This is a genomic window from Streptomyces sp. NPDC101110 (genome assembly GCF_044759525.1).
Classification (GTDB): domain Bacteria; phylum Actinomycetota; class Actinomycetes; order Streptomycetales; family Streptomycetaceae; genus Streptomyces.
Map to the genome: position 1 here is coordinate 92,378 of NZ_JBIVZM010000012.1, position 14,010 is coordinate 106,387.

The 14,010-nt window shown below is 72.2% G+C and carries 12 protein-coding genes; 8 read left to right on the forward strand and 4 right to left on the reverse strand.

Translation table 11 applies throughout. The features are described from left to right. Positions 1–11: 11 nt before the first annotated feature. Positions 12–1,442, reverse strand: coding sequence for a cytosine permease (locus tag ACIQU3_RS26255; RefSeq protein ID WP_403736858.1), 1,431 nt, complete (start codon positions 1,440–1,442; stop codon positions 12–14). A gap of 115 nt (positions 1,443–1,557) precedes the next feature. Between ACIQU3_RS26255 and ureA the strand changes: the two genes are divergently transcribed. From ureA to cimA, 5 genes are all read left to right on the forward strand, one after another. After that, a complete protein-coding gene (ureA, locus tag ACIQU3_RS26260; protein ID WP_403736853.1) occupies positions 1,558–2,265 on the forward strand; it encodes an urease subunit gamma in 708 nt (235 codons plus the stop codon). Beyond that, entirely contained in the window at positions 2,262–3,974 is a 1,713-nt protein-coding gene (locus ACIQU3_RS26265; RefSeq protein WP_403736850.1) for an urease subunit alpha, read from the forward strand. The genes ureA and ACIQU3_RS26265 overlap by 4 nt, the downstream gene beginning before the upstream one ends. Before the next feature lie 9 nt (positions 3,975–3,983). Continuing rightward, positions 3,984–5,021, forward strand: coding sequence for an agmatine/peptidylarginine deiminase (locus ACIQU3_RS26270; RefSeq protein ID WP_403736845.1), 1,038 nt, complete (start codon positions 3,984–3,986; stop codon positions 5,019–5,021). A gap of 195 nt (positions 5,022–5,216) precedes the next feature. Then, entirely contained in the window at positions 5,217–5,816 is a 600-nt protein-coding gene (locus ACIQU3_RS26275; protein ID WP_403736843.1) for a TetR/AcrR family transcriptional regulator, read from the forward strand. Between the two features lie 486 nt (positions 5,817–6,302). Beyond that, positions 6,303–7,907 (forward strand): citramalate synthase, encoded by a 1,605-nt coding sequence (gene cimA, locus ACIQU3_RS26280; protein ID WP_403736838.1) that lies wholly within the window; start codon positions 6,303–6,305, stop codon positions 7,905–7,907. A 192-nt stretch (positions 7,908–8,099) separates the two neighbouring features. On the opposite strand, the gene ACIQU3_RS26285 is transcribed toward cimA, so the two are convergent. Further along, positions 8,100–8,786 carry an SLATT domain-containing protein gene (locus ACIQU3_RS26285; RefSeq protein WP_403928042.1) on the reverse strand — a complete coding sequence of 229 codons (687 nt, stop codon included), beginning with the start codon at positions 8,784–8,786 and terminating at the stop codon, positions 8,100–8,102. Between the two features lie 159 nt (positions 8,787–8,945). Between ACIQU3_RS26285 and ACIQU3_RS26290 the strand changes: the two genes are divergently transcribed. Together ACIQU3_RS26290 and ACIQU3_RS26295 are read left to right on the forward strand one after the other, a co-directional pair. Next, positions 8,946–10,295 carry a hypothetical protein gene (locus ACIQU3_RS26290; RefSeq protein ID WP_403928044.1) on the forward strand — a complete coding sequence of 450 codons (1,350 nt, stop codon included), beginning with the start codon at positions 8,946–8,948 and terminating at the stop codon, positions 10,293–10,295. Positions 10,296–10,438: 143 nt separating this feature from the next. Next, the gene (locus tag ACIQU3_RS26295; protein WP_403928047.1) at positions 10,439–11,020 is read left to right on the forward strand and encodes a YdeI family protein; all 582 of its coding nucleotides are present in this window, start codon (positions 10,439–10,441) and stop codon (positions 11,018–11,020) included. A 70-nt stretch (positions 11,021–11,090) separates the two neighbouring features. On the opposite strand, the gene ACIQU3_RS26300 is transcribed toward ACIQU3_RS26295, so the two are convergent. Together ACIQU3_RS26300 and ACIQU3_RS26305 are read right to left on the reverse strand one after the other, a co-directional pair. Continuing rightward, positions 11,091–11,876: a S1 family peptidase gene (locus tag ACIQU3_RS26300; protein WP_403736824.1), complete on the reverse strand. Its 786-nt coding sequence runs from the start codon at positions 11,874–11,876 to the stop codon at positions 11,091–11,093. 218 nt (positions 11,877–12,094) lie between these two features. Further along, positions 12,095–12,697, reverse strand: a complete 603-nt coding sequence (locus ACIQU3_RS26305) for a YceI family protein (protein ID WP_403736818.1) — start codon at positions 12,695–12,697, stop codon at positions 12,095–12,097. A 343-nt stretch (positions 12,698–13,040) separates the two neighbouring features. Here ACIQU3_RS26305 and ACIQU3_RS26310 point away from each other — a divergent pair, with 343 nt between their 5' ends. After that, entirely contained in the window at positions 13,041–13,898 is an 858-nt protein-coding gene (locus tag ACIQU3_RS26310; RefSeq protein ID WP_403736815.1) for an SDR family NAD(P)-dependent oxidoreductase, read from the forward strand. Positions 13,899–14,010: the final 112 nt, after the last annotated feature.

Consider the following 14,010-nt stretch of genomic DNA (forward strand, 5'->3'; position numbering starts at 1 on the left):
CACCGCCCGCATCAGTCGGACACAGATGCCGGTGCAGGGGCCTCGACCCCGGGTTCCGTCGAAACGGAGCCCGGGGACGACACCAGATACGCCGCCCCTCCCACCACCCCCGACAGCAGGAAACTGCAGTCCACCCCGCCCGTCAGGGACAGCAGCGGGCCCTCGTACGACGGCAGGGACACCGCCAGGACGCCCACCGTCGCCCCGGCGGCCCAGGAGAGGGTCGCCGGGACGTTCCAGCCCGCCCGGTACCAGTAGATGCCGCCCCGGGAGCGGCGGTTGAAGACCTGGAGGGCGTCCGGGTCGTAGACGCCGCCGCAGCGGGCGAAGCCGATGAGGGTGATGACCGCCCAGGGCGTGCCGATGGCGGTCAGGAGCAGCACGAAGGACGTCATCGCGTCCTGCGCGGTCGAGTAGTAGTGCCCGGCGAAGACACAGGCCGTGGCGACGGCCGCGACCACGTACGTCGCCCGGGCCCGTGAGGCGCGTGGCAGGATCGCGTCCAGGTCGAGGCCCATCGAGTACAGCATCAGCCCCGCGTTGCCGACCGATCCGGCCGAGGCCGCGAGGAGCAGCGGGACCAGGTACCAGCCGGGGGCCGCGTCGACCAGCGGGCCCGCGTAGTCGAGGGCAGCCCCGGCCGCGTACGCCGTGAACGTGCCGAACAGTTGCGGCACCAGCAGGCCCAGCATCAGCCCCAGCCAGGTCGCGTGCAGGACCCGGCGGGAGGAGTGGCGGGCCGGTGAGATGTAGCGGGTGTAGTCGCCGAGCAGCGTGATGAACGCGACCGGCCCGGACAGCCCCGCGGCCACCGCCGCGAGCAGCCAGGTGGGCCAGAAGCCGCCCAGGAGATAGCCGCCGGCCTCCGGCAGTGCGGCGGTGGTGAAGGCGGGGGCGTACGCGATCACACCCACGGCCAGCAGGGCCGTCATGCCGAACGCCAGGACCCGGGACATCGCCAGCAACACCCGGTAGCCGTAGACCGCGCCCGCGACCGTGGCGGCGGCGAGCAGCCCGTAGACGACGCCGTACGACACCCCGCCCTGTGGCAGTCCGGCCAGCCGGCCCAGGACGCTCACCATCACGTCCCCGCCGATCCACACGGTCAGCGCGGTGTAGCCGAGGGCCAGGAGCAGTCCGACCACGGAACCGACCAGCCGCCCGCGCACGCCGAACTGGGCGCCGGAGGAGGTGGACAGGTTGGTGCCGGTGCGCAGCGAGACCAGGGCCAGCGGGGCCGTGAACAGCACGCCCACCACCGTGCCCGCGAGCACCGCGCTGACCGACGACCACCAGTCGAGGCCGAAGGACGGCGGCAGCCAGCCGAAGACGATCACGCCCAGGCAGAGGTTGGAGCCGAGCAGGATCGAGACGAGGTCTCGTGGCCCGCTCGTGCGTTCCCCCTCGGGGATGGTGTCGACTCCGCGCTGTTCGATCGGCATGCTGGTCTCCCTCGGTTAGAGCGACGTTCAATGTGATGTGTGCATTGCTCTACCGTCAACCTTTCGGTCGAGGGAATTTCATGTTTAGAGTGATGCTCTAAATGGAGGGAGTGACATGCGGCTGACCCCGACCGAACGCGACCGGCTGCTGCTCTTCGGTGCCGCCGAGCTCGCCCGCGCCCGCCGGGCCAGGGGGCTGAGGCTCAACGTCCCCGAGGCGACCGCGCTCATCGCCGACACGGTGTGCGAGGCCGCCCGGGACGGGAAGCGGCTCGCGGAGGCCGTCGAGGCCGCCCGGTCCGTCCTCGGTCCCGGCGACGTGCTGCCCGGCGTCGCCGACGTCGTCACCGAGGTGCACGTGGAGGCCGTCTTCGACGACGGCTCACGGCTCGCGGTCGTCTCCGACCCGATCGGCGGCGGCTCGGGGCCGGACGCGCCGGGGGCGCTGCTGCCCGGGCCGGAGCATCCCGAGCCCCAGCCGGCCGAGCGGCTCACGGTCACCAACACCGCGACCGTGCCCGTCTCGGTGACCTCCCACTTCCACTTCTTCGAGGCCAACCCGCGGCTCGACTTCGACCGCGGCCGGGCCTACGGCATGCGGCTCGCCGTGCCCGCCGGGTCCTCCGTGCGGTTCGGGCCGGGGGAGCGCGCCGAGGTCGGGCTGGTGCCGATCGGGGGCGAGCGGATCGCCATCGGTTTCGCCGGGCTCGTCGACGGGCCGCTGGACGCGCCGGGCGCCGAGGAGGAGGCCCTGAAGCGGGCCGCCGCCTGCGGCTACCTCGGCGTACCGGAAACAGCAGCTGATCAGGAGGTCGAGCGATGAGCCGCCCAGGAGGCCACCCCGCCGAGGCGCGCCGCCTCACCCCGTACGAGTACGCCGCCACCCACGGACCCCGCGCCGGTGACCGCATCCGCCTCGGTGATTCGGGGCTCATCGTGCGGGTCGAGTCGGACTCCCAGCGGCACGGCGACGAGTTCCTCGCCGGGTTCGGCAAGACCGCCCGGGACGGGCTGCACCTGAAGGCCGCCGCGGTGCGGGAGACCTGTGACGTCGTGGTCAGCAACGTCGTCGTGATCGATGCCGTGCAGGGCATCCGGAAGGTGTCCATCGGTATCCGCGAGGGCCGGATCTGCTCGATCGGACGGGCCGGCAACCCCGACACCCTCGACGGGGTCGACGTCGTCGTCGGCACGGGCACCTCGATCGTCTCCGGCGAGGGTCTCATCGCCACCGCCGGGGCCGTCGACACCCACGTCCACCTGCTGTCGCCGCGGATCATGGAGGCCTCGCTCGCCTCGGGCGTGACCACGATCATCGGGCAGGAGTTCGGCCCGGTGTGGGGCGTCGGCGTCAACTCGCCCTGGGCGCTGCGGCACGCGTTCAACGCGTTCGACGCCTGGCCCGTCAATATCGGCTTCCTGGGCCGGGGTTCGTCCTCGCACGAAGAGCCCCTGGTCGAGGCACTCGCCGAGGGCGGGGCGAGCGGCTTCAAGGTGCACGAGGACATGGGCGCCCACACCCGCGCCCTGGACACCGCCCTGCGGGTTGCCGAGGAACACGACGTGCAAGTCGCCCTGCACAGCGACGGGCTGAACGAGTGCCTGTCCGTGGAGGACACCCTGCGCGTGCTGGAGGGGCGCACCATCCACGCCTTCCACATCGAGGGCTGCGGTGGCGGGCACGTCCCCAACGTCCTGAAGATGGCCGGGGTACCGAACGTCATCGGCTCCTCCACCAACCCGACCCTGCCCTTCGGCCGGGACGCCGTCGCCGAGCACTACGGAATGATCGTCTCGGTCCACGACCTCAAGACCGACCTGCCCGGCGACGCCGCCATGGCCCGGGACCGCATCCGGGCCGGAACCATGGGCGCCGAGGACGTCCTGCACGACCTGGGGGCGATCGGCATCACCTCCTCGGACGCGCAGGGCATGGGACGTGCGGGCGAGACCGTCCGTCGTACCTTCGCCATGGCCGGGAAGATGAAGGCCGAGTCCGGCGCACCCGACGACGGCCACGACAACGAGCGCGTCCTGCGCTACATGGCCAAGCTGACCGTCAACCCCGCCCTCGCGCACGGGCTTTCGCACGAGGTCGGGTCCATCGAGACCGGCAAGCTCGCCGACATCGTGCTGTGGCGGCCCGAGTACTTCGGCGCCAAGCCGCAGCTGGTGCTGAAGGCCGGCTTCCCCGCGTACGGCGTGGTCGGCGACCCCAACGCGGCGACCGACACCTGCGAACCCCTCGTCCTCGGGCCGCAGTTCGGCGCGCACGGGGCGACACCGGCCGACATCTCGGTGGCGTTCGTCGCACAGGCCGCGCTCGACCAGGGGCACGACACCATGCCGACCCGGCGCCGCAGGGTCGCCGTGCGCGGCACGCGCGGCATCGGCCCGGCCGACCTGCGCCTCAACTCCCGCACCGGAGCGGTCGACGTGGACCAGCGCACCGGCCTCGTCACCCTCGACGGCGAGCCGCTGCGCTCCGAACCCGCCGATTCCGTCTCCCTCAACCGTCTCTACTTCCTCTGAGGATCAACGATGTCCGCAGCCGCCGACGGCTTCCGCATGCCCGCAGAATGGGCTCCGCACGAGCGCACCTGGATGGCCTGGCCGGGCCCGAACCAGACCTTCGACGACCCCGGGGAGCTGGCCGCCGCCCGGGTCGCCTGGGCCACGGTCGCCCGGGCCGTGCGCCGCTTCGAGCCGGTGACGGTGGTGTGCGGGCCGGGGCAGTCCGGCGAGGCGCGTGCCCTGCTGGGGGACGGCGTCGACACCGTCGAGCGGGACCTCGACGACGCCTGGATGCGTGACATCGGCCCCACCTTCCTGACCGACGGGAAGGGCGAACTGGCCGCCGTCGACTGGACGTTCAACGGCTGGGGCGCCCAGGAGTGGGCCCGCTGGGAGCACGACGCGAAGGTCGCCGCGCACGTCGCCGACCTGACCGGGGCCCGGACGTACGCCTCGGAGCTCGTCAACGAGGGCGGGGCGATCCACGTCGACGGCGAGGGCACGGTCCTGCTGACCGAGACCGTCCAGCTCGGTCCGGAGCGCAACCCGGGCTGGTCCCGCGAGCAGGTCGAGGCCGAGATCCACGCACAGCTCGGCACCCGCAAGGCGATCTGGCTGCCGCGCGGCCTGACCGGCGACTACCCACCGCACGGCTTCGGCACCCTCGGCCACGTCGACATCGTCGCGGCCTTCGCCCGCCCGGGCGTCGTCGTGGCCCACTCCCAGCCCGACCCCGCCCACCCCGACCACGAGGTGACCCGGGAGGTCATCGGCCTGCTCAGGTCCCGGACCGACGCGCGCGGACGACGGCTGGAGGTCGTCGAGGTCCCCGCCCCGACCGTCCTGGAGGCCGACGGCCACTGGGCCGACTACTCCTACATCAACCACTACCTCTGCAACGGCGGCGTGGTCCTGTGCGGCTTCGACGACCCGCGCGACGAGATCGCAGCCGGCATCTTCCGCCGCCTGTTCCCCGAGCGCACCGTGACACTGGTCGACGCCCGTACGATCTTCGCGGGCGGTGGCGGCATCCACTGCATCACGCAGCAGCAGCCGAAGATCTAGGGCCCGCCGTTTGCATCAGCCCGCAGACACGGGTCCTGGCACGCGCATCTGCCGCGTTGTCGGCGGTTGTCGACGCTCCGCGTCACTGCCCTCCTCCGCCTTGCGTCTGCACGCCACCAGGACCCGCTCACCGGCGCCGGCAAGAACCGCCGTTATCCTGCGACCTGATCCGAACGACAGGTCCTAGGAGCACACATGGCCGGTGGGCGACGGCAGGCCCCGCCCCGTGAGGACGTCCTCGCCGCGGCCATGGAGATGATCGCCGAGCGTGGCCTGGAGAAGCTCACCATGGCGGCGCTCGGCCGCGAGGTCGGGATGAGCAGCGGCCACCTGCTCTACTACTTCGGCTCCAAGGACGAGCTGCTGCTGCGCACCCTGGAATGGAGCGAGGGCCGGCTCGGCGCCGAGCGGGGGCGCCTGCTCACCCGGACCGCGCACGCCCGCGAACGCCTCGACGCCTACGTCGACCTGTACGTGCCCGACGGGCACCGCGACCCCCACTGGACGCTGTGGCTGGAGGTCTGGAACCGCTCGCAGAACGCCGACGCGGAGGCCCGTGACCGGCAGGCCGCCATCGAGGGCGCCTGGCACCGCGACCTGGTCGCCCTGCTCGCCGAGGGCATCTCGCGCGGGGAGTTCCGCCGTGTCGACCCGGACCGCTTCGCCGCCCGGCTGCGGGCGCTGCTCGACGGCTTCTCCATCCATGTGGCGATCGGCCTGCGCGGCACCGACCGGGCACAGGTGCTCGCGCACGTCCGCGAGTTCCTCGCCGACGGCCTCCTCGCGGACACCTGAACGCTTGCCGGGTGGTGAGCGAGCAGAGCGGGTCCGCCCGGTGCCGACCGCGACGGCCACCCCCTCGCCTTCAGGGCAGCCGCGGCAAGAGTCCTCGCCCCGAGCGCCGGGCCGGCTTCTCACACCCGGCCTCGTGTCCGGCGGCGCGTACGACGCACCGCACGTCTGCGTCCGTCACCCGACGTGACCGACCGCATCCTGAGACAGCGGTGAGCGGAGCACGGGGGTTGTGCCAGACTTCCCCCGTGCTCTCGTTCGCCATGATTATTGGCAGCAGGCGCGCCGGTCCGCAGTGACCGCACGTACGACCAGGTACGGGCGGACACCGTCGTCCTCGACCCGCGCGCAGACCTCTCGCACCCGCGAGAGGTTTTTCGCATTTCTGGCCCACCCGCAGCCGGAGGCGAGAGCGCGAGGGACCATTGAGGGCGGTGGAGCCGGTCATTCCGGTACGACCGAGATCCCATCCTCAGGAGCCTTGAGACCATGACCGAAACCAGCGAGCTCGACGATTCGTTCCACGTCTTCGACACCACCCTGCGCGACGGCGCCCAGCGGGAGGGCATCAACCTCACCGTCGCGGACAAGCTGGCCATCGCGCGGCACCTGGACGACTTCGGCGTGGGCTTCATCGAGGGCGGCTGGCCGGGCGCCAACCCCCGGGACACCGAGTTCTTCGCCCGCGCCCGGCAGGAGATCGACTTCCGGCACGCCCAGCTCGTCGCGTTCGGCTCCACCCGCCGCGCCGGCACCACCGCCGACCAGGACCCCCAGGTCAGAGCGCTCCTGGAGTCGGGTGCGCCGGTCATCACGCTGGTCGCCAAGTCGCACGACCGCCATGTCGAACTCGCGCTGCGCACCACCCTGGACGAGAACCTGGCGATGGTCCGCGACACCGTGTCCTTCCTCAAGGAGCAGGGCCGGCGGGTCTTCATCGACTGCGAGCACTTCTTCGACGGCTACCGCGCCAACCCCGAGTACGCCAAGGCGGTCGTCCGCACGGCGTCGGAGGCCGGCGCGGACGTCGTCATCCTCTGCGACACCAATGGCGGCATGCTCCCGGCCCAGGTCCAGGCCGTCGTCTCCACGGTCCTCGCCGACACCGGTGCCCGGCTCGGCATCCACGCCCAGGACGACACGGGCTGCGCGGTCGCCAACACCCTGGCCGCCGTCGACGCCGGCGCCACCCACGTGCAGTGCACCGCCAACGGCTACGGCGAGCGCGTCGGCAACGCCAACCTCTTCCCGGTCGTGGCGGCACTGGAGCTCAAGTACGGCAAGAAGGTCCTGCCCGACGGGCGCCTGCGGGAGATGACCCGCATCTCGCACGCCATCGCCGAGGTCGTCAACCTCACCCCCTCCACGCACCAGCCCTACGTCGGCCTCTCCGCCTTCGCCCACAAAGCCGGACTCCACGCCTCCGCGATCAAGGTCGACCCGGACCTGTACCAGCACATCGACCCCGAGCTGGTCGGCAACACCATGCGGATGCTGGTCTCCGACATGGCGGGCCGGGCCTCCATCGAGCTCAAGGGCAAGGAGCTCGGCATCGACCTCGGCGGCGACCGCGAGCTGGTCGGCCGGGTCGTCGAGCGGGTCAAGGAGCGCGAACTCAAGGGCTACACCTACGAGGCCGCCGACGCGAGCTTCGAACTCCTGCTGCGCGCCGAGGTCCAGGGCGAGCCGCTGCGCTACTTCGAAGTCGAGTCCTGGCGCGCCATCGTCGAGGACCGGCCCGACGGCTCCCACGCCAACGAGGCCACGGTCAAGCTGTGGGCCAAGGGCGAGCGCATCGTCGCCACCGCCGAGGGCAACGGCCCGGTCAACGCCCTCGACCGATCGCTGCGCGTGGGCCTGGAGAAGATCTACCCGCAGCTCGCCAAGCTGGAGCTGGTGGACTACAAGGTCCGCATCCTGGAGGGCAAGCACGGCACCAACTCCACGACCCGGGTGCTGATCTCCACGTCCGACGGCACGGGCGAGTGGTCGACCGTCGGTGTCGCCGACAACGTCATCGCCGCGAGCTGGCAGGCCCTGGAGGACGCGTACACGTACGGGCTGCTGCGCGCGGGGGTCGATCCGGCGGAGTAGCCGCGAACCGGCCGGGCCGCGGTCCCTGGGGGGTGTCACACCGTCGTGTCCCGGGCCGCGGCCCCGGCGTGGTGTCACGTCTCCGTGTCCCGGACCGCGGTCCCTGGGGGCGTGTCGCATCGCCGTGTTCCGGGGCGCGGGCCCGGCCCGGTGTCACATCGCCGTGTTCCGGGGCGCGGGCCCGGCCCGGTGTCACATCGCGGTGTCCCGGGACCGCGGCACCGGAACCTCGCCGCCCCGGTCGCGCCCGGGGCCCCGGTCGAGGCGGAACAGGCCCGCGGTGTGGGAGCGCTGACCGGTGGCGGTGCTGGTGGAGCGGGTCAGCTCCTCGACGCCGTCGGCCAGATAGCCGATCCACGCCGCGCCCTCGTCCTCGATGATCCGCTGCGCGTCGGTCCGCAGCCGCTCGATCACCCCGAGCAGGGCGGCCTGCTCCTTGTCGCTGGGGGAGTCGGTGGTCCTCAGAAACGCCTGCGCCCAGTCGGACTGCGCCTTCTTGAGGATCTGCTGCAGCGCCATCTCCGCGCGGATGTAGCGGGTCCAGGACGCCGAGAACCCGAAGATCCGGTCGAAGAGCACACAGCCCGCCCCGCCGGCCAGGAACACGAACCCCCACTCGGGCTGCACGGTGGTGGGCGAGGCGGCGTGCACCAGCGGCGTGATCGTGCCGACGATGCCCAGCAGTGTGGCGAGCGCCCGCAGCGAACGCGACCACAGCGACGGGCCCCGGCGCCGCGCCAGGTACCAGCCGATGGCCGAGGTCACCTCCGCCTCGGCGTGCCGGAACAGCTCCCACAGCAGGTCGGCGCGTGTACGCGACCGGTCCAGCTCGGCCAGTTCGGACACCGTCATGTCCGCAGCCCTGCGTCGTCCGAACATGTCCCCCGCTCCCGCCCCTCCTGGATGGCCAGGGGCATCCTAGGCCGTGTCCGCACCGTCCCGCCCGCCCCGCGACGGACCCGACCCGGCACAGCAGCGTTCCAGATCCCTTCCTCGACGGATAACCCTTTCTGGGGTGTTTCGGGTAGCTTCGAACATATGAGGGCCGCACTGGTGCGTACCGTCGTACGTCTGCTGATCGTGCCGTTCGCCGCCGTATTGGCGGTGCTGCTGGCCGGTGCGCCGGGCGCGCACGCGGCCACCGACCTCTCGGAGGTCGCCCGGGAGCTGCGCCAGAACCCCGTCTACGTCGACCCGGCCGCCTCCGGGCAGCTCGCGGCGTCGGACGCCGAGGCGCTCGCCGACAAGATCAAGGACGCTGACAAGCCCGTCCTCGTGGCGGTCCTCCCGGCCGGCTACCCCACGCAGGACCTGTTCCGGAACCTCCGCACCGAGACCGGCATCACCGGCCTGTACGGCATCCGTCTCGGCGACCGCTTCGACGCCCGCGCCGACAGCTCCGTGATGAGCCGCCAGGCGGTGTCCAACCTGGTCACGGCCGTACAGGGTGCGGGCGACGCCAAGGCCCAGCTGAACGACTTCGTCGACGACGCCCTGCGCAACGTGGGCGGGACGGCGCCGAGCAGCTGGAGCGGCGGCTCGGACACCGACGTGCCGGTCGGCGGCCTGATCACGATCGGCGCCCTGGTGGCGGCCGGCGGAGCGGGCGCCTACGCCATGGTCCGCCGCAACCGGCGCCGCCACGAGGAGGAGCAGCGGGCCGCTCTGGAGAAGCTGCGGGTGGTCGTCGACGAGGACATCACCGCGTTCGGCGAGGAGCTCGACCGGCTCGACTTCCATCCCGGGGAGCCCGGCGCCGACGACGCGATGCGCACCGACTACGAGCGGGCCCTGGACTCCTACGAGCAGGCCAAGTCGCTCATGGCGGCCGCGACGAAACCGGAGGACGTGCGGGCCGTCACCCAGGCCGTGGAGGACGGCCGCTTCAGTCTCGCCCGGCTCGCGGCGCGCCGTGCGGGCGGGGCCCTGCCGGAGCGCCGCCCGCCCTGCTTCTTCGACCCGCGCCACGGCCCCTCGGTCGCCGACGCCACCTGGACGCCCCCTGCCGGCACCGCCCGCGAGGTCCCCGTCTGCGCGGCCGACGAACGGCGTCTGGCCGAGGGCCGCGATCCGGTGATCCGCGAGGTCGACACCGAGTACGGCCGCCGCCCCTACTGGGACGCCGGACCGGCGTACGGCCCCTGGGCCGGCGGCTACTTCGGCGGCGGACTCCTGCCCGGTCTCCTCGTCGGCACCATGCTCGGCAGCATGATGGCCGGCCCCGCCTACGCGGCCGACTACGGCTCCGGCTACGGCGACTTCGGCGGCTACGAGGGCGGCGACGTCTCCGGCGCGGACTTCAACGCCGGCGATTTCGGCGGCGATTTCGGAGGCGGTTTCGGCGGAGGGGACTTCGGCGGCGGAGGGGACTTCGGGGGCGGGTTCTGACCCACCGCCGACCGGCTGGTCCGCGGGTGAGTCCGATGGCGCCCGGGGGAGCGGGTCCACCGAATGCCCGGGGCCCCCGAACAGGCCGTCCACTGCTCGCCCAGCGGACAGGTTCTGTCCTGCTTCCTTTCTACGGTGATGCCATGACCATCTCCGACAGTGCGGGCCCCCTCACCTTCGAGACCCCGGCCGACCTGGACTCCTGGCTCGCCGCGCACCCGGCGCCGCACTCCGGCCTCTGGGTCCGGATCGCGAAGAAGGGCTCGGGCATCCGCTCCGTCGGCGCCGCCGACGTCAACGACCTGGCGCTGTGCCACGGGTGGATCACCGGCCGGCGCAAGGGACGTGACGAGGTGTGCTACCTCCAGCGGATCACGCCCCGGCGTCCGGGCAGCGTCTGGTCCGTGGTCAACGTCCGGCGGGTCGGGGAGCTGACCGCCGCCGGGCGGATGCGGCCCGGCGGGCTCGCGGAGGTTGCGGCCGCGCGGGCGGACGGCCGGTGGGAGGCGGCGTACACGTCACAGAAGGAGGCCGGGGTCCCCGGGGACCTGGCGGCGGCGCTGGAGCGGAACCCCCGGGCCGCCGCGGCGTTCGGGGCGCTCGGGCGGACGGACCGGTATCTGGCGATGCTCGGCGTGCTGCGGGCCAGGACGGCGCGGAGCCGGGCGGTCCAGGTGGCGGAGGCGGTGAGGAAGCTGGAGTCGCACGAGCCCCGGAGGCGATGAGCCCGGGCCGCGCAGGCCCGCACGTGGAACGGGCCCGACACCCCTCGGCATCGGGCCCCGAAACCGCGCGTCAGAGGGTCGACGCCGCCGAGGCGATGGCGGAGGCGAAGGTGGAGACCTCCGTGTAGACGCCGGGAGCCTGGGGCCGGGCACAGCCCTCGCCCCAGCTCACGATGCCCACCTGGATGAAGTTGCCCGCGTTGTCCTTGCGGAACATCGGGCCGCCGGAGTCGCCCTGGCAGGTGTCGACACCGCCCGCGTCGAAGCCGGCGCAGATCTCCTCGTTCGCGACCAGGCCGCTGTAGAGGCCGCCGTAGGCCTTGCACGCGGCGTCGCTGACGAACGGCACGGTGGCCTTGAGGAGGTAGCGCTGCTGGGAGCCGCCCTCCCGGTTCGCGCCCCAGCCGGCGACGGTGAAGTCACCGGTGTTGTACTGCGCGGTGGTGGCTATCTTCAGCGTCGGCAGATTGATGGGCTGCGCCAGCTTGATGAGCGCCCAGTCCTTGCCGGTGCCGTTGTAGCCGGGGGCGCGCAGCACCTTGGTGGAGCGGACCTGGACCCGGCCGCTGGTGGACTGGAGGTCCACGACGCCGGCCGTCGCGGTGATGCCGGTGTTGTTGCCGGAGCTGCCCACGCAGTGCGCGGCCGTGAGCACGATCTGCTGGGTGTAGAGGGCGCCGCCGCAGCCCATGGAGAGCCGGACCATGAACGGGAACTCGCCCTGCGCTGCCCGGGTCCCGCCGACGACGGGCGACGGAGCGGCCTGGGCGGCGGAGACGGGCTGGAGACTGGCGATCGCGAGTGCGGCGGCGCCGAGGACCGCGCATCTCTTGAGGGCCGTGAGGAGTCTCTTCAACGTGATGCCTTCCGTGGGGGGTTGACTGGGGAGGTGCAACCGAAGCATCAGATTGACGAGTGCATGACAGCAGCAAGGGCAAAAAGAACGTCCATGTGCTGGCATGGACTGGTCAAAATACTGCTGCTGGATTATGTGAACGCCGACACTCTTTGCACAAGGGGCCGGAACCGGCCAGACCGGCCCGGTGGCGCTTCACCGGGCCGGTCTCACAGGGCTCACGCGTTCCTGATGGCCGAGATGTCGAAGTTGAGCTTGATCTTGTCCGAGACCAGGACGCCACCGGTCTCCAGCGCGGCGTTCCAGGTCAGACCCCACTCGGAGCGCAGGATCTCCGCCTTGCCCTCGAAGCCGACGCGCTCGTTGCCGAAGGGGTCCTTCGCGGCACCGTTGAACTCGAGGTCGATGGCGAGCGTGCGGGTGGTGCCGAGGATCGTCAGGTCGCCGGTGATCCGGTAGTCGTCACCGCCGAGCGCCTCCGCCTTGGTGGAGCGGAAGGTCATGGCCGGGAACTCGTCCGTCCTGAAGAAGTCCGCGCTCTTGAGGTGGCCGTCGCGGTCGGCGTTGCCGGTCTCGATGCTGTCCATCACGACGTCGAGGGAGGCCGTCGAGCGGGACGGATCGGTGCCGTCGAGGTGCAGCGTTCCGGTGAAGTCCTGGAAGCTGCCCTTGACGTTCGTGACCATGGCGTGCCGGGCGGTGAAGCCGATCGTCGAGTGCGCGGGATCGATCGTGTAGTCGCCGGTCAGGGCGGCCAGCTCGGGGTTCACGGCGGTGTTCGCGGCAGCGGTCCGGGTCTCGGTGCGGCTGAAGATGCTCATGGTGTACGCCTCCTGTGCGTGATGTTGAATCTTTAACTACTCCAACGCGACCCACCGTAGACCTATTCCGTTCAATGTTCAACATCTTTGGGTGGAGTGTCTCGGTCCTCGTTCCACCGCATGGCGCAATCCCACGGCCCGCGCGGGTGCACCCGCCGGCGCCGCGCACGGCGACCCCGCGCCGGTCGGCCCAGGGGCCGAGGGCCCACCGCACCCGGAGTGCCGGGCCGCGGCCGGTGTCCGGTGCGGTGGCGGTGTCCGGCGAGAGGGGGTTCCGTGTCAAGGGAGCGCATGGAGACAGACGAGACCCACGGCGGACGCACAGCGCAGGGGAGAGCGACTCGTGACACTCACCGGCTCCGGCTCGGCCTACGACCCACCGGCGGACCCCGCCCCGCGGCGCTCCACGGCCCCCCTCCCCGCCCGGGTGCACCAGTACGGGCCGCCGCGACGTCTCGACCGGCGCGTGGCCCTGGTCACCGGCGCCTCCTCCGGCATCGGGGCGGCCACGGCCCGGCGGTTCGCGCTGGACGGCTGGCAACTGCTTCTCAGCGGACGCGACCGGAACCGGCTGGAGCAGACGGCGTCCGGCACCTCGGCCGTCATGCTCCCCGCCGACCTCGCCGCCCCCGACGGCCCGCGTCTGCTGGCCCAGTCCGCGCTGCACACCACCGGCCGCATCGACGTCCTGGTCGCCGGGGCCGGCATGGGCTGGACCGGCCCCTTCACCGCCATGCCGCACACCGACATCGACCGGGTGCTGACCCTCGACCTCACCGCCACGCTGCACCTGGTGCGGGAGGTGCTGCCGTGCATGATCGCGGCAGGGCGCGGGCGGGTGGTGCTGCTCGGCTCGGTCGCGGGCTGCGTGGGTCTGCGGGAGGAGGCGGTGTACTCCGCCGCCAAGGCCGGCCTGGCCGCCTTCGCCGAGGCGCTGCGCCAGGAGCTGCGCGGCACGGGCGTGGGCGTCACCCTCGTCGTCCCCGGGGCCGTCGACACGGCCTTCCACACCCGCCGCGGCAGGCCCTACGACGGCACCCGCACCGGTCTGCTCTCGCCGGGCTGCGTCGCCGCCACCATCTGGGAGGCCGTCCGGCAGGAGCGCGACGAGGTCTACGTCCCCACCTGGCTGACCGTCCCCGGCCGGGTCCGAGGCCTCGCACCGGGCCTGTACCGCCGCCTGCTCAACCGCTTCGGCTGAGCTGAACCGTGCCGGGGGCACACCGCCCGCGCCGGATTCGTACCGCCACGGGTGCTGCCGTTGCGCCGCTCCGGCCGGATGCGCAGTGCCACCGGTGCTGCCCGCTCCAGCG